At 68.8% G+C, this 21440-nt stretch carries 17 protein-coding genes and 3 pseudogenes; all 20 read right to left on the reverse strand.

Features of this window, described 5'->3' with window-relative positions; all coding sequences use genetic code 11:
* Nucleotides 1-20: 20 nt before the first annotated feature.
* Nucleotides 21-1343 carry a hypothetical protein gene (locus tag ACFQBT_RS09190; RefSeq protein ID WP_377822145.1) on the reverse strand — a complete coding sequence of 441 codons (1323 nt, stop codon included), beginning with the start codon at nt 1341-1343 and terminating at the stop codon, nt 21-23.
* Nucleotides 1340-1882 carry a primosomal protein N' family DNA-binding protein gene (locus ACFQBT_RS09195; protein WP_377822146.1) on the reverse strand — a complete coding sequence of 181 codons (543 nt, stop codon included), beginning with the start codon at nt 1880-1882 and terminating at the stop codon, nt 1340-1342. Before ACFQBT_RS09195 ends, ACFQBT_RS09190 begins: the two co-directional genes overlap by 4 nt.
* 11 nt (nt 1883-1893) lie before the next feature.
* Nucleotides 1894-3108 carry a methionine adenosyltransferase gene (metK, locus tag ACFQBT_RS09200; RefSeq protein WP_377822148.1) on the reverse strand — a complete coding sequence of 405 codons (1215 nt, stop codon included), beginning with the start codon at nt 3106-3108 and terminating at the stop codon, nt 1894-1896.
* A 48-nt stretch (nt 3109-3156) separates the two neighbouring features.
* Nucleotides 3157-4380 carry a bifunctional phosphopantothenoylcysteine decarboxylase/phosphopantothenate--cysteine ligase CoaBC gene (gene coaBC, locus ACFQBT_RS09205; RefSeq protein WP_377822150.1) on the reverse strand — a complete coding sequence of 408 codons (1224 nt, stop codon included), beginning with the start codon at nt 4378-4380 and terminating at the stop codon, nt 3157-3159.
* A gap of 32 nt (nt 4381-4412) precedes the next feature.
* Nucleotides 4413-4679 carry a DNA-directed RNA polymerase subunit omega gene (rpoZ, locus tag ACFQBT_RS09210; protein WP_377822152.1) on the reverse strand — a complete coding sequence of 89 codons (267 nt, stop codon included), beginning with the start codon at nt 4677-4679 and terminating at the stop codon, nt 4413-4415.
* A gap of 17 nt (nt 4680-4696) precedes the next feature.
* On the reverse strand, nt 4697-5254 hold the full coding sequence (gene gmk, locus ACFQBT_RS09215; RefSeq protein ID WP_377822154.1) for a guanylate kinase: 558 nt from the start codon (nt 5252-5254) through the stop codon (nt 4697-4699).
* Between the two features lie 24 nt (nt 5255-5278).
* The gene (gene mihF / locus ACFQBT_RS09220) at nt 5279-5596 is read right to left on the reverse strand and encodes an integration host factor, actinobacterial type (RefSeq protein ID WP_377822156.1); all 318 of its coding nucleotides are present in this window, start codon (nt 5594-5596) and stop codon (nt 5279-5281) included.
* 58 nt (nt 5597-5654) lie between these two features.
* Nucleotides 5655-6490: pseudogene (pyrF, locus tag ACFQBT_RS09225) on the reverse strand (orotidine-5'-phosphate decarboxylase).
* Nucleotides 6471-9760: pseudogene (carB, locus tag ACFQBT_RS09230) on the reverse strand (carbamoyl-phosphate synthase large subunit). The pseudogenes pyrF and carB overlap by 20 nt, the downstream one beginning before the upstream one ends.
* Nucleotides 9760-10896: a glutamine-hydrolyzing carbamoyl-phosphate synthase small subunit gene (gene carA, locus ACFQBT_RS09235; RefSeq protein WP_377822158.1), complete on the reverse strand. Its 1137-nt coding sequence runs from the start codon at nt 10894-10896 to the stop codon at nt 9760-9762. The pseudogene carB and the gene carA overlap by 1 nt, the downstream one beginning before the upstream one ends.
* Nucleotides 10893-12188, reverse strand: coding sequence for a dihydroorotase (locus tag ACFQBT_RS09240; RefSeq protein WP_377822159.1), 1296 nt, complete (start codon nt 12186-12188; stop codon nt 10893-10895). The genes carA and ACFQBT_RS09240 overlap by 4 nt, the downstream gene beginning before the upstream one ends.
* Nucleotides 12185-13108: an aspartate carbamoyltransferase catalytic subunit gene (locus tag ACFQBT_RS09245; protein WP_377822161.1), complete on the reverse strand. Its 924-nt coding sequence runs from the start codon at nt 13106-13108 to the stop codon at nt 12185-12187. Before ACFQBT_RS09245 ends, ACFQBT_RS09240 begins: the two co-directional genes overlap by 4 nt.
* Nucleotides 13105-13650, reverse strand: a complete 546-nt coding sequence (gene pyrR, locus ACFQBT_RS09250) for a bifunctional pyr operon transcriptional regulator/uracil phosphoribosyltransferase PyrR (RefSeq protein WP_377822162.1) — start codon at nt 13648-13650, stop codon at nt 13105-13107. Before pyrR ends, ACFQBT_RS09245 begins: the two co-directional genes overlap by 4 nt.
* A gap of 311 nt (nt 13651-13961) precedes the next feature.
* Nucleotides 13962-14771, reverse strand: a complete 810-nt coding sequence (locus ACFQBT_RS09255; protein WP_377822163.1) for an ABC transporter permease — start codon at nt 14769-14771, stop codon at nt 13962-13964.
* Nucleotides 14771-17554: an alpha/beta fold hydrolase gene (locus ACFQBT_RS09260; RefSeq protein ID WP_377822164.1), complete on the reverse strand. Its 2784-nt coding sequence runs from the start codon at nt 17552-17554 to the stop codon at nt 14771-14773. Before ACFQBT_RS09260 ends, ACFQBT_RS09255 begins: the two co-directional genes overlap by 1 nt.
* Before the next feature lie 24 nt (nt 17555-17578).
* Nucleotides 17579-17995 carry a transcription antitermination factor NusB gene (gene nusB / locus ACFQBT_RS09265; protein WP_377822165.1) on the reverse strand — a complete coding sequence of 139 codons (417 nt, stop codon included), beginning with the start codon at nt 17993-17995 and terminating at the stop codon, nt 17579-17581.
* Nucleotides 17996-17998: 3 nt separating this feature from the next.
* Nucleotides 17999-18559: an elongation factor P gene (gene efp, locus ACFQBT_RS09270; protein WP_377822166.1), complete on the reverse strand. Its 561-nt coding sequence runs from the start codon at nt 18557-18559 to the stop codon at nt 17999-18001.
* Between the two features lie 28 nt (nt 18560-18587).
* A pseudogene (aroB, locus tag ACFQBT_RS09275) lies at nt 18588-19654 on the reverse strand (3-dehydroquinate synthase).
* Nucleotides 19651-20187, reverse strand: coding sequence for a shikimate kinase (locus ACFQBT_RS09280; protein WP_377822168.1), 537 nt, complete (start codon nt 20185-20187; stop codon nt 19651-19653). Before ACFQBT_RS09280 ends, aroB begins: the two are co-directional and overlap by 4 nt.
* Nucleotides 20181-21401 carry a chorismate synthase gene (gene aroC / locus ACFQBT_RS09285; protein ID WP_377822169.1) on the reverse strand — a complete coding sequence of 407 codons (1221 nt, stop codon included), beginning with the start codon at nt 21399-21401 and terminating at the stop codon, nt 20181-20183. The genes ACFQBT_RS09280 and aroC overlap by 7 nt, the downstream gene beginning before the upstream one ends.
* Between the last annotated feature and the right edge of the window lie 39 nt (nt 21402-21440).

A 21440-nucleotide genomic window follows, 5' to 3' on the forward strand; every position in this document is an offset into this window, starting at 1 on the left:
TCACGAGGCTACCGGCGTACTCACAGTTCGCCCGCGGTCGGTTCTACCCGGACGGTGACCGGGCCGCCGAACTTCGCCGCCGACCACCGCGACCGCACCGCTTTGAGGATCGGGGCCGGGTCGGGCAGGCCCTGCGGTGCGCGCACGATGGTCTGCGTGGGCGTCGCCAGCCGCTCCCAGTCCGAGGGCAACCCGGCAGCGAAATGCCGCACGTCCGCATCTTCGCCGCGCAGCAACGCCATCCACCGGGCCGGAGGCAGACCCAGGGCGGTGCGGTCGGCCAGTTCGCGATCGGCGTACGCCGCGGGTGCCCACCGCACCAGAGCCTGGTGCACCGGCAGTTGCCGGGAGACACCGCACAGCACGACCGCGCCGGCCGGGTCGACCAGGACCGCAGCGGCCAGCCAGCGGCGCAACGCCTCCTCCCCCGCATCCAGGGTGGGTCGCTCGGTCAGCGCCCAGGCGTCCAACAGCAGCGCGGCTCGATAACCGCCCGTAGCGACGGGTTCCGCCCCGGGGGTGGCGATCACCAGGGCCGGGGATGCGGGTACGGCGTCCAACACCTCGCGCGCCCCCGATTGCACGACGGGGACACCGGGGAAGGCCCGGCCCAACTCCTCCGCGGTGCGGCGCGCACCGACGACGGTGGCGCGCAACGCCGTACTGCCGCACTCGCGGCACTGCGTCCCGCGGGCACCGCACCACCGGCACAGAGCCGGGCCGTCCGGGCCGGCCAGCGCCAGCGGCCCTTGACAGCGTTCGCAGGTGGCCCGGGTCCCGCAGTCGGCGCACCGCAGTGCCGGGAGGTAGCCGCGTCGGGGCACCTGGACCAGGACGGGGCCGTGTTGCAGACCTTCGCGGGCGATGTGCCAGGCTCGCGTCGGGATCCGGGCCGTCGCGGCCGGCCCGGAGCGTTCCCGCTCGACCTCGTCGCCCGCGATGTGCACGACCGGGTGCGGATCGTGACCGGTGAGCTGCGGCAGCTGCCACGCCTGCAGCGCCACCGACCGGGAGACCGCCCCGGACAGCAATGCCGCACCCGCATCGACGGCTCGTGCGCGCAGGATCTCCCGCACGTGCGGATACGGGGAACGGGGTTCCACCAGCAGGTCATCACCGTCGTCCCACCAGATGAAAAGACCGGGATCCCGCACCGGCGCGAATGCCGCGGCGCGGTTGCCGACCACACACTTCACTTGTCCCCGAAGGGCTTTCAGCCAGGCGGTGTAGCGGGCCTGCGGCCCCTGGTCAGCCGTCAGCCGGACGTGCTGGTCCGGCCCCAAGGCAGCCGACAGCGCCGCATCGACACGGGTCACGTCGCGGTGATCGGGTACGACGATCACCACCCCCTTCCCGCGCTCAACGCGACGTGGGCGGCCTGGGCGATCCCGTCGGGCCAGTCCGGCCCGGCGGTCCACACCGCTGCGGGCGCACCACCGGATCCGAGGTGGTCGAGGAAGGCCGGGCCGGCCTCATAGCGCTGCCACACGGTCGCCGCGAGGGGCGGCACCGGGGGCGGCGCCCCCGCCGTCAGCGCCTTCTCGGCCCGGGCGTGCCGCGGCGGGATAGCCAGCCGCAACACGTCCGACAAGGTGCCCGCGTAGTGGCCGGCGATCTGTCGCGCGACCCGCAGGATGTGCGGGGTCAGCACGGCCTCGTCGCTCACGACCGTCCGCAGCGGGGTGAGCTTACCGGTGTGCTCGGCCTTCTCGGCCCGCGCCACCACGAATCCAGCGGTGTCCTTGCCGGCGAACCGGGCCCGGATCCGGACGCCCGGAACGGCGACGTCGGCGAGTTCGGGGGGAACGGCGTACTCGAACTCCCGGTCCAGATGCGGCAGCGGACCGTCCAGGACGACGCGGGCGACCGGTAGTTCCGGCACCGCTGATCCGGTTACAGAGCGCGCTTGAGGTCTTCGACCTTGTCGGTCCGCTCCCAGGTGAAGGCGTCGGTGATGCCGTCGGCGCGGGTCCGGCCGAAGTGACCGTACGCGGCGGTCGGCTTGTAGATCGGACGCAGCAGGTCCAGTTCGTCGACGATGGCCGCCGGACGCAGGTCGAAGACGGTCTGGATGGCGTTCTGGATCTTGTCGACCGGCACGGTCTCGGTGCCGAAGGTCTCGACGTAGAGGCCGACCGGCTGCGCCTTGCCGATGGCGTAGGCGACCTGCACCTCGCATCGGGTGGCCAGGCCGGCGGCGACGACGTTCTTGGCGACCCAGCGCATTGCGTAGGCGGCCGAGCGGTCGACCTTCGACGGGTCCTTACCGGAGAAGGCGCCACCGCCGTGGCGGGCCATGCCGCCGTAGGTGTCCACGATGATCTTGCGGCCGGTCAGCCCGGCGTCACCCATCGGGCCGCCGATGACGAACTTGCCCGTGGGGTTGATCAGCTTGCGGTAGCCGTCGGTCTGCAACTGGGTGCCGTTGGCGGCAAGCTCCTCCAGCACCGGCTTGATGACGTGAGTGTCGATGTCCGGCTCGAGCATGCCCTCCAGCGAGATGCCGTCCGCGTGCTGCGTCGAGAGCACCACGGTGTCCAGCGCGACGGCCGTGTCGCCCTCGTAGGCGATGGTGACCTGGGTCTTGCCGTCGGGGCGCAGGTAGGGCAGCGTGCCGTCCTTGCGGACCCCGGTCAGCCGCTCGGAGAGCCGGTGGGCCAGAAAGATCGGCAGCGGCATGAGTTCGGCGGTGTCGTTGCACGCGTAGCCGAACATCAGGCCCTGGTCGCCGGCGCCCTGCTTGTCGTAGGCCTCCTCGGAGGACTGCGTGCGGCTCTCGTGTGCGTCGTCCACGCCCTGGGCGATGTCGGAGCTCTGCTCGCCGATGGAGATGGACACACCGCACGAGCGGCCGTCGAAACCCTTGTCGGAGGAGTCGTAACCCACCTCGACGATGGTGTCGCGCACCAGCTGGGCGATCGGCACGTAGCTCTGCGTGCGCACCTCACCGGCAACGTGGACCAGGCCGGTCGTGACCATGGTCTCCACGGCGACGCGCGAGGTAGGGTCCTCGGCCAACATCGCATCCAGGATGCTGTCGGAGATCTGGTCGCAGATCTTGTCGGGGTGACCCTCGGTGACGGATTCGGACGTGAAAAGGCGTGCCATGGAGATCTCCTCGTATGCAGCGGCTGCTGGCTGGTTGCTGGGGTGAGTTTAGACGGAGCGTCGGACAGTGATGAGATCGCGTACGGCGTCCAGCACCGCAGCGGCGATCTGCCGTTTGTCGGCGGGACCGACGGTGGCTTCGGGGCCGCCGTCCGCGCGCAGCAGGTAGACGGTGCTGGTGTCCTTGCCGAAGGTGATGTCCTCACCCACCTCGTTGGCCACCAGCAGGTCACATCCTTTGCGGGCGAGCTTGGCGCGAGCGTGCTCCAGGACAGTGTGCCCGGCGTCGCCGGTTTCCGCCGCGAACCCGACCAGAACCGGCCAGTCCGCAGTGCCACGAGCCTGCACGGCCTGGGCCAGGATGTCCGGGTTGCGCACCAAGGTGATCGTGGGCGCGTCGTCGGGATGGGCCGGGTCGAAGGTCTTCTTGATCTTGGCCGCCTCGCGCCTTGCGGGCCGGAAGTCGGCGACTGCGGCAGCCATGATGATCACGTCGACCGCCGCGCCGAGCACCTTCTCGCGTAGTTGATCCGCGGTCTCGACGCGTTGCACGTCGACTCCCTCGGGCGTGTCCAGGTCGACGGTGCTGACCAAGGTGACCTTGGCGCCGCGGGCCGCAGCCACCTGGGCCAACGCATAACCCTGTTTGCCCGAGGAACGGTTGCCCAGGTAACGCACCGGGTCCAGTGGCTCCCGGGTGCCGCCGGCGGAGATCAGGATCGACAGCCCGGCCAGGTCCTGCTCGACGGGTTCGGCCGCCGCGAGCGCAGCGTCGAAAATCTGTTCCGGCTCCGGGAGCCGTCCCGGCCCGGAGTCCTTACCGGTCAGCCGGCCCGACGCGGGCTCGATGACATGCACGCCGCGTTCGCGCAGCAGCGCGACGTTGGCGCGGGTGGCGGCGTGCTGCCACATCTCCGTGTGCATCGCCGGGGCGAGCACCACGGGGCAGGACGCAGTGAGCAGGACGTTGGTGAGCAGATCATTGGCCATCCCGTGCGCGGCCCGGGCCAGCAGATCGGCCGTGGCCGGGGCGACGACCACCAGGTCGGCTTCCTGACCCAACTTCACGTGCCGGACCTGTTCGACGTCATCCCAGACCGCATCGGTGACGGGTTTACCGGACAGCGCGGCCCAGGTGGGGGCACCGACGAATTTCAGCGCGGAGGCGGTGGGTACGACGGTGACGTCATGGCCGGCCTCGGTGAACAGCCGCAGCAGGCTGCACGCCTTGTACGCAGCGATCCCGCCCGCAACTCCGAGGACGATCCGCACCGGTCGGCTTCCGCAGCTCAGATTCGAAGAACTCAGGCTTCGGTCGTGGGCTCGATCGAGAGCAGGCCCTCGTTGATCTCACGCAGCGCGATCGACAAGGGCTTGTCGGTGATGTGGCTGTCCACCAACGGGCCGACGTACTCCAACAGGCCCTCGGACAGCTGGGAGTAGTAGGCGTTGATCTGACGGGCCCGCTTGGAGGCGTAGAGCACGAGGGCGTACTTGGAGTCGGCGACCTTCAACAGGTCGTCGATGGGCGGGTTGGTGATGCCTTCGGGCTTGGCCACGGTCCCAGACACGGATGAATCTCGTTTCTTCAGTGTGCGTCGGTCTGCATCAAGTGTACGAGTTCTTCGGCCGCTCGCCGAACGTCGTCGTTGACGATGACCGAATCGAACTCGCCGATCGCGGCCATTTCGGTCTCCGCCGTGCGCAGGCGGCGGGCCCGGTCGGCCTCGTCCTCGGTCCCCCGGCCGACCAGCCGGCGGACCAATTCATCCATGTCCGGTGGGGCGAGGAAAACCAGGTGCGCGTCGGGCATCGCCTCACGCACCTGGCGCGCACCCTGCAAGTCGATCTCCAGCAGCGGCAGCCGGCCCTCGGCCCGGGCCCGCTCCACCGGCTCGCGCGGCGTGCCGTAGCTCGCCTGACCGTGCACCACCGCGTGCTCGAGGAATTCGCCGCGCCGCACCATCTCGTCGAATTCGTCCTGGCTCAGGAACAGGTACTGCACCCCGTCCACTTCGCCCGGGCGGGGCGGGCGGGTCGTCGCCGATACCGACAACCAGACCTGCGGGAAGTGATCGCGCACGTAGGCGGACACGGTGCCTTTGCCGACAGCCGTCGGACCGGCGAGCACGAACAGTGGGCTCACGTGGTTACTGACCTCTGGTAGTTGCTAGTTGTTGTCGAACCGTTCGAGCAACGCCGTGATCTGGTTGACGCCCAGCCCCCGGACCCGGCGGGTATGGGCGATCCTGATCTCATCCATGATCTGACGCGCTGTCACCGGTCCGACCCCCGGCAGCGATTCCAGGAGCGCGGTGACCTTCATCTTGCCGATCACCTCGTTCTCCTGGCCGGCCTCGATGACCTCGCGCAACGAACCCTGCGAGTACTTCAGCCGGTTCTTGATCTCGGCACGCTCGCGACGCGCTGCTGCGGCCTTGGCCAGCGCCTCCGCGCGCTGCTCGGGCGTGAGGGTGGGAAGGGCCACGAAGACTCCTCGTTCTGTGGTGACTGGGGACCGGCAGGGCGGTTGCCGACCGCCGAACCTACCGCGCGGCGTCGTTGCCGGCTCGGGCGGCCCTGCGTAGGTCCGAAACGTCGGGTCCCGCGGCGAGGACCTCCCGGGAACTCGCTGGTAGGACGAGACTAGCGGCGGGACCGAACCCGCGCCGTACATCCTCGAAGGTCGCACCCTGTGCACCCAGGCCGGGCGCCAGCAGCGGCGCCTTGGCGTCCGCCAGCGCCCCGGTCAAGCGCAGATCGGCCAACTGCCCCCGGTGGTCGCTCCCACGACCATGCCGACGTCACCGAACCGGTGCGCACGTGCGTTCAGCTGTCCGACCCGCTCGATCACCTCGGCGACCACGGGACGCCCGTCGTACGTCGCGTGCTGGACGTGCGCCGCCTCCGGGTTGCTCGTGAGGGCCAGCACGAAAACTCCGCGTCCGGTTTCGGCGGCCAGGTCCAGTGCCGGTCGCAGGGACCCGAAGCCGAGGTACGGCGAGACCGTGATCGCGTCCGCGCGCAAGGGTGACGCTTCGCTCAAGTAGGCATCCGCGTAACCGCCCATCGTGGAACCGATGTCACCCCGCTTGACGTCCAACAGGCTCAGTGTCCCCGCTTCGCGCAACCCGGCCAGGACATCCTCGAGCACCGCAATTCCGGCGGAGCCGAAGCGCTCGAAGAAGGCCGACTGGGGTTTGACGATGGCCACCTGGCCGCCGAAGGCCTCAACGCAGATCTCCGCGAACACCCGCAGGCCCTCGACGTCGTCTGCGAGCCCCCACGCCTTCAGCAGGGCGGCGTGCGGGTCGATGCCCGGGCAGAACGGGCCGAACCGGTCGACCTGCTGCGCGAGGCGCCTACCGAAGCTCACGGGCATGCTCCTGCAGCGACTTCACCCGCATGGGCCCCGCCAGTTGCGCCTCGATGCCCTGGACGGCGGCGGCCAGCTGCTGGACGGTGGTGATGATCGGGCGGTCAACACTGGTGGTGGCCGCGCGGATCGCGTAACCGTCGGCCCGGGCACCCTGACCGGACGGAGTGTTCACGACCATTCCCACCTCGCCGGACAGGATGATGTCCACGATGGTCGGCTCACCGTCGGGTCCGCGGCCATCGCTGTGCTTGCGGACGATTTGCGCGTGAACACCGTTGCGGCGCAGAACATCTGCGGTTCCAGCGGTCGCAAGTAGGGTGAACCCGAGGTCGGCCAGTCGCTTGGCCGGGAAGATCATCGCGCGCTTGTCGCGGTTGGCGACGGACACGAAGATCTTGCCGGCGCGCGGCAGGCCGGTCACGCTGCCGAGCTGGCTCTTGGCGAAGGCCGAGCCGAAGTCGCGGTCGATGCCCATGACCTCACCGGTCGAGCGCATCTCCGGGCCGAGCAGGCTGTCGACGACCTCGCCGTCCTTGGTGCGGAACCGCTTGAACGGCAGCACCGCTTCCTTCACCGAGATCGCGGCGTCGGGCGGCAGCGTGGTGCCATCACCGTCCGCCGGGAGCAGTCCCTCGCCGCGCAGTTCCTTGATCGAGGCGCCGAGCATCACCCGAGCGGCGGCCTTGGCCAGCTGGACGCCGGTGGCCTTCGCGACGAAGGGAACCGTGCGGCTGGCCCGGGGTTGGCCTCCAGCACGTAGAGGATGTCCTGGGCCAGGGCGAACTGGACGTTCATCAGGCCACGAACGCCGATCCCCTCCGCCAGCTTGAGAGTCGACTCGCGCACGCGGGCGATCTCCTCGGCACCGAGCGTCACCGGCGGCAGCGCGCACGCAGAGTCGCCGGAGTGGATCCCGGCTTCCTCGATGTGCTCCATGATGCCGCCGAGGTAGATGTCGGTGCCGTCGTAGAGCGCGTCGACGTCGATCTCGATCGCGTCGTCCAGGAACCGGTCCACCAGCACCGGGTGCTCCGGCGAGGCAGTCGTCGCCCGGGTGACGTAGTCGATCAGCGTCTGGTCGTCGTACACGATCTCCATCCCGCGACCGCCGAGCACGTACGACGGACGCACCAGGACGGGGTACCCGATCCCCCGGGCCACCTCGAGGGCCTCGGCGGCGCTGTACGCCGTGCCGTGCTTGGGTGCCGGCAGTTGCGCCTCGGCCAGCACCCGGCCGAACGCGCCACGGTCCTCCGCCAGATCGATCGCCTCCGGTGAGGTACCGACGATCGGAACCCCTTCTGCCTCCAGCGCTTCGGCCAGCCCCAGCGGGGTCTGGCCGCCGAACTGAACGATGACTCCGGCGATCGGTCCGGCGGTGCGCTCGGCGTGATAGACCTCCAGTACGTCCTCCAGGGTCAGCGGCTCGAAGTACAGCCGGCTGGAGGTGTCGTAGTCCGTCGAGACGGTCTCGGGGTTGCAGTTGACCATCACGGTGTCGAATCCCTTGTCCCGCAACGCGAACGACGCGTGGACGCAGGAGTAGTCGAACTCGACGCCCTGACCGATGCGGTTCGGGCCGGAGCCGAGGATCAGGACCGCCGGCTTGTCACGCGGCAACACCTCGGTCTCCTGGTCGTAGGAGGAGTAGTAGTACGGCGTGCTGGCGGCGAACTCGGCCGCGCAGGTGTCCACCGTCTTGTAGACCGGGCGAACCCCGAGGGCATGGCGCACACCGCGTACGACGGCCTCGGGCATCGCCCGCAACTGGGCCAACTGGGCGTCGGAGAAGCCGTGCTTCTTGGCCATCTGCAACAACTCCGGCGTCAGCTCGTCGGCGTCCTTCACGATCACCGCGACCTGGTTGATCAACGCGATCTGATCCAGGAACCACGGGTCGATCTTGGTCGCGTCGAAGACCTCCTCGACGCTGAGTCCGGCTCGAAGAGCTTGCTGCACCAGGACAATTCGGCCATCGGTGGGCGTCTTGGCCTGCTCCAGCAGCGCCCGGCCCATCTCCTTGCTCGGCTCGTTGTCCGGGTCCCAGTGGAAGGCGGCACCCTTGCGCTCCATCGAGCGCAGCGCCTTTTGCAGTGCCTCGGTGAAGTTGCGCCCGATCGACATCGCCTCACCGACGGACTTCATGGTGGTGGTCAGGGTGGGGTCAGCCGCCGGGAACTTCTCGAACGCGAACCGCGGCACCTTCACCACGACGTAGTCCAGCGTGGGCTCGAAGCTGGCCGGAGTCTCCCGGGTGATGTCGTTCGGCACCTCATCGAGGGTGTACCCGATGGCCATCTTGGCGGCGATCTTGGCGATGGGGAAGCCGGTGGCCTTCGACGCGAGGGCCGACGAACGGGAGACGCGGGGATTCATCTCGATCACGATGATCCGGCCGTTCTGCGGGTCGATGGCGAACTGGATGTTGCAACCACCGGTTTCGACACCGACCTCGCGGATCACAGCGATTCCGATGTCACGCATCCGCTGGTACTCGCGGTCGGTCAGCGTCAGCGCGGGGGCCACCGTGATGGAGTCGCCGGTGTGCACACCGACCGGGTCGACATTCTCGATGGAGCAGACCACGACGACGTTGTCCGCACGATCGCGCATGACCTCGAGTTCATATTCCTTCCAGCCGAGGATGGACTCCTCCAGCAGGACCTCGGTGGTCGGACTCGCCTGCAGACCCGATCCGGCGATGCGGCGCAGGTCGGTCTCGTCGTACGCGAATCCGGACCCCAGCCCGCCCATGGTGAACGAGGGCCGCACGACCAGCGGGTAGCCCAGTTCAGCTGCAGCGGTGATGCATTCGTCCATCGTGTGACAGATGAAGGACTTGGCCGACTCGGCACCGCAGCGCTCGACCACTCCCTTGAACCGCTCGCGGTCCTCGCCCAGCTCGATGGCCTCGACACTGGCACCGATCAACGGGCAGTTGTACTTCTCCAGCACTCCGTTCTCGTGCAGGGCGATTGCGGTGTTGAGCGCGGTCTGGCCGCCGAGGGTGGCCAGCACGGCATCGGGGCGTTCCTTGGCGATGATGGACTCGACGACGTCGGGATTGATCGGCTCGATGTAGGTCGCGTCGGCGAACTCCGGGTCGGTCATGATCGTCGCCGGGTTGGAGTTGACCAGGATGACCCGCAACCCTTCCTCCCGCAGCACCCGGCAGGCCTGGGTGCCGGAATAGTCGAATTCACAGGCCTGACCGATGACGATCGGGCCGGAGCCGATCACCAGGACCGACCTGATGTCCTCGCGGCGGGGCATCAGTTGCTCACTTTCTGCTGGTTGCTCATGAGGTCGACGAACCGGTCGAAGAGATACTCCGCGTCGTGCGGGCCCGCGGCCGCCTCCGGGTGGTACTGAACCGAGAAGGCTGGAATATCAAGACATTCCAGCCCTTCCACGACGTCGTCGTTGAGATTGACGTGTGACACCCTGACCCGGCCGAATTCGGTCTCGCTGTCCCGGTCGAGCGGTGCGTCGACGGCGAACCCGTGGTTGTGCGCGGTGACCTCGACCTTGCCGGTCGAGCGGTCCATCACCGGCTGGTTGATTCCGCGGTGGCCGTACTTCAGCTTGTAGGTGCCGAAACCCAGTGCTCGCCCGAGCAACTGATTACCGAAGCAGATTCCGAAGAACGGGATTCCGGCCGCCAGCACCTCCTGCAGCACCCCCACCTGGGGCGCTGTGGCCGGATCACCGGGCCCGTTGGAGAAGAAGACCCCATCCGGTGTGATCGCTTCGATCTCGGCGAAGGTGGTGGTGGCCGGTAGCACGTGCACGTCGATCCCCCGCCGGGCCATGAGCGCCGGAGTCATTGCCTTGATCCCGAGGTCCACCGCCGCAACCGTGAAGCGCTTATCACCCTGGGCCGCAACGACGTACGGCTCCTTCGTGGCCACCTCCGAGGCCAGCTCCGACCCGGCCATCAGCGGCTGGTCGCTGACCTGCTGCACGCTCGCGCCCGCCGCCTGCGGACCGGAGAAGATGCCCACGCGCATCGCGCCGCGCTCGCGTAGGTGCCGGGTCAGTGCCCGGGTGTCGATGTCGCAGATTCCGACAATGCCCTGCTCACGCAGGTCGTCTTCGAGGGTTTTGGTCGAGCGCCAGTTGGACGGGCGGATCGCAGGGTCGCGCACGACGTACCCGCTGACCCAGATCTTGCGTGATTCGGAGTCCTCGTCGTTGACGCCCGTGTTGCCGACGTGCGGCGCGGTCATCACCACCACCTGGCGGTGGTAGCTGGGATCGGTCAGTGTCTCCTGGTAGCCGGTCATCCCGGTGGAGAAGACCGCCTCGCCGTACGTCGACCCGATCGCGCCGTACGCCTGGCCGGTGAAGGTCGTGCCGTCCTCGAGGATCAGGACGGCCGGTTCCCGGCCGGTGAGGATGTCGGTCATGCGGTGGCCTCCTGCGGCTGGTTCTGGAGTTCGAACGTGGGTACGCCGCGAAGCAGCGTGGTGTGCACCTGGCCGGCGAGTTGCCTTCCGGCCCAGGGGTTGTTGCGCGACAGGGAGCGTGAGGCGTCGGCGTCGATCGTGACCCTCGCCGACGGGTCGATGAGGGTCAGGTTGGCCGGTTCCCCGACGTCGATCGGCCGACCGTGACCGCGCAATCCGGCGATGCGTGCGGGAGTCACGGACATCACGTCAGCGACCCTCGCCCAGGTCATGGCCCCGGTCGCGACCATGGTCGTGTTGACGACCTGCAGCGCCTGCTCCAGACCGAGCATGCCGAACGCGGCCTCGGCGAAGGCGTGCTCCTTGTCGTGCCGCGCGTGCGGCGCGTGGTCGGTGGCGACCGCGTCGATCGTGCCGTCCACCAGGCCTTTTCGCAGTTCTTCCACCAGCTCGCCGGGGCGCAGCGGCGGGTTGACCTTGAAGACCGGGTCGTAGCCGTCGAGGAGATCGGTGGTCAGCATCAGGTGGTGCGGGGTGACCTCCGCGGTGACCGCGATGCCCTGTTTCTTGGCCCAGCGGATCACATCGAGCGATCCGGGCGTCGACACGTGGGCGACGTGCACCCGGCTGCCGGTGTGCCGGGCGAGCATGACGTCCCGCGCGACGATGACCTCCTCGGCGACCACGGGCCAGCCCGGCAGACCCAGCCGGCCGGAGACCTCACCCTCGTGGCAGCACGCCTGGCCATCGGCCAGTCGCGGGTCCTGGCTGTGCTGGGAGATGACGCCACCGAAGCTGCGGATGTACTCCAGGGCCCGTCGCATCAGCCGGGCGTCATGGACGCAGCGACCGTCGTCGGAGAAGACCCGGACCCGGGCGCGGGATCGCGCCATCAGGCCGAGTTCGGCGAGTCCTTCCCCTGCAAGTCCCTTGGTGACCGCACCGACCGGCTGCACGTCGACCAGTCCGGCGCGGCGGCCAAGGTCATAGACGTGTTCGGCGGCTTCGGCGGTGTCGGTCACGGGGTTGGTGTTGGCCATGGCCAGCACCGCGGTGTATCCACCGGCCGCTGCGGCGCGCGATCCGCTCTCGACGGTCTCGGCGTCCTCCCGGCCCGGCTCGCGCAGGTGGGTGTGCAGGTCGACCAGCCCCGGCAGGAGGATCAGGCCGTCGGCATCGATCGTGCGGTCCGCAGTACCCGCCTCCAGCGAGGTGATGACGCCGTCCTCGAGGAGCACGTCAGCCGCACGCTCCCCCAGGATCGAGGCGCCCTTGATGAGGATGCTGCTCACGCTTGGCCTCCCAGCAGGTAGTACAGGACACTCATCCGCACCGCGACTCCGGCGGACACCTGGTCCAGGATCGAGGAGCGTGCCTCATCGGCGGCGTCCGCGGCGATCTCCAGGCCGCGGTTCATCGGGCCGGGGTGACAGATCACCGCATGCTCCGGTAGGAGTCTCAAACGGTCGCGGGTCAGGCCGTAGTGCACGGTGTATTCGCGCGGGGTCGGGAAGTAGCCGCCGGTCATCCGTTCCTTCTGCACCCGCAGCATCATCACGGCGTCCACCGTCGGCAGGACGGCGTCGAAGTCCTCGCTCAGCGTGAAGCCGTCGGCCTTCGACCAGTCGGCAATACCGCTGGGCATCAACGTCGGCGGCGCGACCAGGGTGATCTGCGCCCCAAGCGTTTTCAGCAGCAGCAGGTTGGATCGCACGACCCGCGAGTGGGTCAGGTCCCCGACGATCGCGACGTGCTTGCCTTCGATGTCACCGAGGCGTTGCTGCATCGTGTAGGCATCCAGCAGCGCCTGGGTGGGGTGCTCGTGCGTGCCGTCGCCGGCGTTGACGATGGCGGCGTCGACCCATTGCGCGACCTGGTGCGGTGCACCGCTGGCGTGGTGGCGGATGACCATGCCGTCGACGCCCATCGCGGCGATGGTGAGCGCGGTGTCACGCAGGGATTCCCCCTTGCTGACCGACGAACCCTTGGCCGACACGTTGATGACGTCGGCGGACAGCCACTTGCCGGCGATCTCGAAGGAGGACCGGGTGCGGGTGGAGTCCTCGAAGAAGAGGTTGACCACGGTGCGCCCGCGCAGCGCGGGCAGCTTCTTGACCTCGCGACGCTGCACGTCGTGCATCTCGGCGGCGGTGTCCAGGATCTGGCCGATCTCATCGCGGCTCAGGTCGGCCGCGGACAGCAGGTTCTTCACGAGATGCGGACCTCCTCGGTGTCGTCGATGCCCGCGAGGCGCACGTGGACCCGTTCGCTGCTGGCGGTGGGCAGGTTCTTGCCGACGTGGTCGGCCCGGATGGGCAGTTCCCGGTGCCCGCGGTCCACCAGCACCGCCAGGCGTACGGCACGTGGCCGGCCCAGGTCGCCCAGCGCATCGAGCGCGGCACGAACAGTACGTCCGCTGTAGAGAACGTCGTCGACCAGCACCACGACCTTGTCATCGATACCGCCGGCGGGGATCGAGGTGTGCTGCGCGGGCCGGGTGGGCTGACGTCGCAGGTCATCGCGGTACATCGTGATGTCGAGGGTGCCGACCGGGACGTCCGCGCCTTCGACGGCCGCGAGTTCGGTGACCAGGCGCCGGGCCAGTTCGGCCCCGCGGGTGGGAATGCCAAGGATCACCAGATCGTCAGCGCCCTTGTTGCGCTCGAGAACCTCGTGCGCGATGCGCCGGACGGCGCGCTTGATGTCAGCAGAAGACAAAACGACTCTGCCAACGCCGGAATCGTCATCGGGCACAGCAGAGTCTGAACGCTCAGTGTTGGGGCACACGCGTTGTCGACCTCCTTCGCCGCCTCACAGGACGGAATCGTTAAAGGATGGTTTCGCCTGATGCTACCGGAGCGTGCCGCCGACTGACGAACCGCCGTCCATGATGCGCATCGTGCTTCCGCCGCCACCAGACATGCGGCGATTTCGTCAGGAATCACGGTCCGCGAGTCACCAGCGTCCGCGATCGGTGGCGAAGTCGTCACGAATCGAGGCTGGCCGACCGACGGCACCCTGTGCTGCGTGTCAGTTTCGTCACGAGCGCGTAGCTGCGCCCGACCTCAGCTGAGGACGTCCTTGCGGCGGAACACGGCGTACGCCAGCCCGACGAAGAGCGTGAACCACAGCACCGACCACAACGCACCGTGCCGCATCGCCGTCCAATCCACCGAGGGCGACAGCAGATCGAACCACGCCCGGTCGTAGTAGAGCGGCAGCCCGTTGCGCAGTGACCCCAGGTTGTCGATCTGACCCAGGATGGTGCTGATGATGGTCACCATCACCGCCCCGCCCACCGCGGCCAAGGGCGCGTCGGTGCGCACCCCGAAGAAGAACGCGATCCCGGCGACCGTCAGCATCAGCACGATCACGTAGACAGCCACCCCTACGAGCCGCCAGCCGAACACGGACCAGTCCAGTGCGCCGCCCCCGGGCACCGAGAACGACGACCAGCCGTAGGCGAGACCGCCCACCAGCACCGACCACGCGACCAGCAACACCACGGCAACGGCGACCGTCATGAGCCCGACGATCAGCTTGGAGGTCAGCAACCGTGACCGGGGCACGGGGGCCACCAGCAGATAGCGCAGCGACGACCACGATGCCTCCGACGGCACCGCGTCCCCGACGAACAGCGCCGTGAGCACGATCAGCAGGAACTGCGCGGCCGATGAGGTCGTGAAGAGGGCGAAGTTCGCCGAGCCACTCGTTGCCAGCGACACCAGGGAGGTGCCGGATCCGCCCCGCGAACCGAAGGCGAAGGCCGCGATCAGTACCAGCGGAAGGGCCAGGACCAGGACGAACGACCACAACGTACGCCGACGCCCCAGTTGGCGCCGCGCCTCGGCTCTGATCGACAACGGGTGCGCCATCAGCGATCCCGGATCCGTCGAAGAGCATCCGGCGAGACGTCCGAGGATGCTCCTGAGGCGGCGATCATGCCCAGGAACACTTCCTCCAGATGCTTGCGGCTACTCACGCCGGTCACCGCCATCCCGGCCCCCACGGCAGCGGCGACCACCGAGGCGCGAGGGAGCGACGAGGTCACAACGACCTCGGTGTCCGACACCACGGACACCTCGATCCCGGGCACGGTGCGTAGCTGCGCCAGGCCGTCCAACGAGGACACCTCCAGCACGGTCGTGTCGCTGCCCGCCACCAGCTCGGCCACCGGTCCGGTGGTGACGACCCGACCGGCGTTCATGACAACGATGTGCGTGCAGGTCTGCTCGACCTCGGCCAGCAGGTGACTGGAGACGATCACGGTCCGTCCGCCCGCGGCGTACTCCCGCAGGATCGGTCGCATCGCCGCGATCTGCGGCGGGTCCAGACCGTTGGTCGGCTCGTCCAGGATGAGCACCTCCGGCAGGCCCAGCATTGCCTGCGCGATCCCGAGTCGCTGCCGCATGCCCTGGCTGTAGGAGCGCACCGGGCGATCGACCGCGTCTCCCAGGGCCGCCACCGACAGTGCCTCCTCGTAATGCGCTTCCTCGTCCGGTCGGCCGGTCGCGGCCCAGTAGGCCCGCAGGTTCGCCCGCCCGGACAGGTGCGGCAGGAACCCGGGGCCTTCCACCAAGGCGCCCACCCGGCTAAGCACCGAAGCGCCGGGCACCACGTGGTCGCCGAGGATCCGTGTCTCGCCGGCGTCCGGCCGGATCAACCCGAGCACCATCCGCAGCGTGGTGGTTTTGCCCGCACCGTTGGGCCCGAGCAAACCGACGATCTGCCCGCTCTCCGCGCGCCACGAGACGTCGTCGACGGCGCGGTGGCCGTCCTTGAATGTCTGCGTCAATCCGGACACGACCAGCGGCACGTCCGCCAACCCGGCCTCCGGCGCCGCGACCGTCCGTCGAGCCCGCCACGCCCAGAGGCCGAAGGCCACCAGCAGCGCGAGAACGGCCGCGCCCACCCCGATGCTCTCCCAGTCGCGACTGCCTGCGCCCGCCGCCGGCAGCGGGACGGACGAGACCTGCGGCAGTTGGAGCTGAGCGATCGACACCGAATCCGCCCGCGCCGCAGTGCTATTGGCGAAGGTGCTGTCCGTTGGCGTCACCAGGATTCGTAGTGAGGTCCCTGCCGGGAAGCTCCACGTTGCTGCCGGCAGAGCGACGTCCACCGTGCGGGTCTGCCCCGGTGTGCCCGACACGCGGACCGGAGCCACCAGCGACCGGGCCAAGGTCGCCGTCCCGTCGTTGACTGTCCACACGCTCAGGAACAGCGTGCTGACTGGTCCGGTCGAGCGGACCCTCAGCTTCAACCGGGGTGCGCCCACCACCGTGGTCTGTGTACCGAATGCGGGGGTGTCGTACGCCGCGCTCAGGCCGGGCAGGGCCGCCAACGCGTATGTCGGGAGGCTGGCGCCGAGCGAAGCCGCCTGCGGCAACAGCGTATTCGACGCCGGCAAACCACCCGGCGGGCTGACGATCGTCTCCGTCGCCTGGTCGATGGGCTGGTTGCGCCACGTCGCATCCGTGACGTACGACGTCCCGGACGCCCGCTGCAACGTCGCCGTGCTCTGTCGACGGCTGAGCGGATCGGCGAACACGAACGACGGGACGGTCGCCGCGTCGCCGAGCAGTTCGTGCCGCAGCCAGGTCCGCACGGCTGCGTCGTCCGCATCAGCGGTGGATGAGGTCCCGTCGTGACCTCCGTCCATCCAGCGCACGGCGACCGGCGTGCCCTGCGCTGTCAGCGTGCGCGCGGTCGCGTCCGCCTGGTCCAGTCCGAACAGCGTGTCGTTCATCCCCTGGACCAGGAAGGTCGGCACTTTCAGCCGGGATAGGAAGGCGGCCGGGCTGTGCGCCCGCAGCATGGTCAGCAGCGCCGCGCTGGGCGATCCGGTCTGGGACGCCTGCAGGAACTGCTCGCAGATCGTGGGATCGAATCGGCCGCATCCACCCGCGGCGCTTGGATCGGGGTTGTCGGTCACGGTCAGCGAAGAGTTCTCGTCGTCGCCGAAGACCGGGTCGGCCGACGAACTGGTCGCCGTCGCGCTGCGTCCGACCTGGCCCAGAAAGAACAGCGAGGCCCACTGCTGCTTCAGCGGTCCGGTCACCCCGCCGGAGGGCAACGCCGCCGGGGAGGTGGGGGTCGACGTACCCGCATGTTGGGGGAAGAACGACTGGGCCAGGTCGTTCCAGGTGATGGAGGCGACCACGGTGTCGACCCGCGGGTCGGTCGCGGCGAGCATGAGGGCCAGTGCGCCGCCGTAGGAACCGCCAACGACCGCCAACCGGGGGTCGCCCGGCGCGTCCATCCTGATGCGAGGTGCCGCGGATGACACCAGAACGGCGCTGATCACCGCCCGAGCATCGGCTACCTCGTAGTCCGGATCGTCCAGGTGGATATTGCCTCCCGATGAACCGAAACCCCGCGCACTATAGGTGACGACGACAAAGCCATCGGCGACCAGCGAGCGTGCCTGCGGTTCGACGGATTCCTTCGACCCGCCGAAGCCGTGTGCGAGCAGCACCATCGGATGCGACCCGGATCCGGCCGGCAGGAAGACCGTTGTGTCCAGGGCGACCGAAGACCCGTCCGGCTCGGCGCGGACCGGCACCGACAGATCGACCGACGTCGCGGCCCGCGCGACCGGGACCGGGGCCAGGAACGCGATGACAGCCAGCAGCACCAGCAGTGCCGACCGGATGCGCATGCGCCACGGTAACCCGCGGCGGGCTCAGACGAGGGTGGTCTTGACCTCAGCGATGCGGCTGAGCAGTCCGTTGACGAAGCGCGGCGACTCATCGGTGGACAACTCCCGCGCCAGCCCGACGGCCTCGGCGATCGCTGCCGACTCCGGGACGTCGTCCGGCCCGAACACCAACTCCCACACGGCAACTCGCAGCAACGCGCGATCCACCGCCGGCATCCGTTCCAGCGGCCAGTCACGGCTGTAGGTCTCGATCGCCTCGTTGATGACGGTCCAGTGTTCGACGACGCCACGCACCAGTGTCTGGGTGTAGTCGTTCACTGGTGCCTGGGTCACCGGCACGGCGATCCGCTCCTCGAGCAGCGTGACCGCGTTGATGCCGCGTTGTTCGGACTCGAAGAGGATGTCGAGCGCCCGCTTGCGGGACTTGGTGCGAGCGCCCATAGGTCAGCTGACCCGGCCGAGGTACGAACCGTCGCGGGTGTCCACCTTGACCTTGGTGCCGGTCTCCAGGAACAGCGGCACCTGGATCTCGGCGCCGGTCTCCAGGGTCGCCGGCTTGGTGCCTCCGGTGGAGCGGTCACCCTGCAACCCCGGCTCGGTGTGGGTGATCTCCAGGACGACGGAAACGGGAAGTTCGACGTAGAGCACGGTGCCGTCGTGCCGGGCGACGATGGCTTCCTGGTTCTCCAGCATGTAGTTCGCTGCGGTGCCGACGGTTTCGGCGGGGATGGAGATCTGGTCGTAGTCCTTGGTGTCCATGAAGACGAAGTCGTTGCCGTCTTTGTACAGGAACTGCATGTCCGAGCGATCGACGTTCGCCGTCTCGACCTTGACGCCGGCGTTGAAAGTCTTGTCGACGACCTTGCCGGACAGGACGTTCTTGAGCTTCGTGCGCACGAAGGCCGGGCCCTTGCCCGGCTTGACGTGCTGGAACTCCACGACGGTCCACAACTGACCGTCGATGTTGAGCACGATGCCGTTCTTCAAATCATTCGTCGTAGCCACGACGGACCATCTTACCGATCGGCAGGGCTCACACCGAAACCGCGTCGTACGCCGCCCGCAGGTTCTCCTCCGGCGGCCCTTCCAGCCGGGTCGGCCGGGCGAGCGCGGTCAGCGCCACGAATCGCAGCAGGTCGCCGCGGGTCTTCTTGTCCCGGCGCATCGCGGTCAGCAGCGCCTCCCAGTCTCCCCGGCGTACGACGTGGGCAGACCCACGCTGGACAGCACCTCCCGGTGCCGCTGGACCAGGTCGTCGTCGATCAGGCCGGCCAGGCGGGACAACTCGGCGATGTAGACCATGCCGACCGCGACCGCGTCGCCGTGCCGCCAGGTGTATTGCTCGACCTGCTCGATGGCGTGCGCGAAGGTGTGCCCGTAGTTGAGGATCTCGCGCAGCGAGGACTCCTTCAGATCGGCGGCGACCACGTCGGCCTTGACCTGCACGGCACGACGGACCAACTCGGGCAGCACCTCACCGTCGACGTCGAGTGCGGCCTGCGGATCCGCGGACACCAGATCCAGGATCACCGGATCGGCGATGAAACCGCACTTGACGACCTCCGCCAGGCCGGCTGTCAGGTCCCCTCGCGGCAGGGTGCGCAGCAGCGACAGGTCGGCGATCACCGCAGCCGGCGGGTGGAACGCGCCCACGAGGTTCTTGCCCTCGGCGGTGTTGATGCCGGTCTTGCCGCCGACCGCCGCATCGACCATCCCTAGCAGCGTCGTCGGCACCTGGACGACGGGCACGCCGCGCAGCCAGGTCGCCGCCACGAATCCGCCGAGGTCGGTCGTCGCCCCGCCACCGATCGCCACGATGGCATCGGACCGGGTGAACCCGGCCTCTCCCAGCAGACCCCACAACCAGGCGGTCACCTCGGCTGTCTTGGCCGCTTCTGCGTCGGGCAACGGCGCCAGGATCGCGCCGATCCCCTGCTGTGCCAGAGCATCCTCCAGGGCCCACGCCGCCGCGGCCATCACGGGTGCGTGCACGATCAGGACCCGAAGTACCCCGTCGGGCAGGGCATCCGGCACCTGGTCCAGGACGTCGTACCCGATGGTGACGTCGTAGTCCCCGCCGACGGAGATCACCGTGCTCACGCCAACTCCTCCAGCCGGTCCAGGATTTCCTGCGCGATCTCCTCCGGTGTCCGACCGGTCGTGTCGACGGTGAAGGTCGCCAGTTCCTCGTAGCGCGGCCGGCGCTGCTTCAGCAATGCGTTCAACTGGGCCCGCGGGTTGATGGCCAGAAGCGGACGCGCAGTGTTCAGACCGACCCGTTTGGCGGCCTCGGAAACATCGACATCGAGGAAGACCACGACATGCCCGTCCAGCAGCGCCGCGGTGTCCGGGTGCATCGGTGCCCCACCTCCCAGGGACAGCACGCCGTCGTGACCGGACAGGGCCTCGCGCACGGCGTCTGCTTCCAGGCGCCGGAAGTGCTCCTCGCCCTGCACGACGAAGATGTCAGAGATCGGCACACCCTCCTGGCTGACGATCACCTCGTCGGTGTCGAGGTGCTGCCACCCGGTGCGCGCCGCGATGGCAGCGGCCACCGTGCTCTTGCCGGCGCCGGGCGGACCGATGAGCACGGCCGCCGGACGGGTGCCTGCGGCGCGACGATTGCTCACCACGTGCGCATGTTGGCCGGGATCGCGGCCAGGTAGGACTGGTGGTTGCGCGCCGTCTCGGCCACGCTGTCGCCACCGAACTTCTCCAACGCCGCCTGCGCCAGGACCAGCGCGACCATGGCCTCGGCCACGACACCGGCCGCTGGCACGGCGCACACGTCGGAGCGCTGGTGGATGGCGGTGGCCGCTTCGCCGGTCGCCACGTCCACGGTCCGCAGCGCCCGCGGAACGGTCGAGATGGGCTTCATCGCCGCGCGGACCCGCACGATGTTCCCGTTGCTCATCCCGCCCTCGATGCCGCCGGCGCGGTTGCTCAACCGCGTCACGTGCTCCTCCTCGGGCACCATCTCATCGTGCGCCTCGGAGCCCGGGTGCCGGGCCACGTCGAAGCCGTCCCCGACCTCGACCCCCTTGATGGCCTGGATGCCCATCAACGCCCCGGCCAGACGCGCGTCCAGCCGCCGGTCGGCCTGCACGTAAGAGCCCAGACCCGGTGGCACTCCGTAGGCGAGTACCTCGACCACACCGCCGAGGGTGTCACCGTTCTTCTTGGCCTCGTCGATGGCGGCAACCATCGCGGCACTACCTGTCGCGTCGAGGCTGCGGACCGGCGAATCGTCAAGTGCGACAACATCATCCGGGACCGGCAACGGGCTGTCACTCGCCACGGACGCCGCACCGATGGCCACGGTGTGCGCGACCAACCGGATGCCGTAGGCCTGCCGCAGGAACGCCGAGGCAACGGTGCCCAGGGCGACGCGGGCCGCGGTTTCGCGAGCCGAAGCGCGCTCGAGCACCGGACGCGCGTCGTCGAAACCGTATTTCTGCATCCCGGCCATGTCGGCGTGCCCGGGCCGCGGCCGGGTCAGCGGCTTGTTGCGGGCCAGTTCCTGGGGAGCGCCGACGTCGTTGGCTCGCTCGAGCTCCTCGGTGGCCACCGGGGCCGGGCTCATCACGGTTTCCCACTTGTGCCACTCGGTGTTGGCGATCGTGATGGCGATCGGCGAACCCATGCTCAACCCGTGCCGCACCCCGCCGGTCAGCGTGACCTGGTCCTTCTCGAAGCTCATCCGCGCACCGCGTCCATAGCCCAGCCGTCGACGCGCCAGGGCGTCCTGCAGCATGGGCACGGTCACCTGGACATCGGCCGGGATCCCTTCGATCACGGCTGTGAGTGCGGGGCCGTGTGACTCCCCCGCCGTCAACCAACGCAGCATGTCTGAATCTTCCCACGCAGCGCGGCGGGTCCGTCGTCG

Source organism: Branchiibius cervicis (genome assembly GCF_042661605.1).
GTDB classification, from domain to species: Bacteria; Actinomycetota; Actinomycetes; order Actinomycetales; family Dermatophilaceae; genus Branchiibius; species Branchiibius cervicis.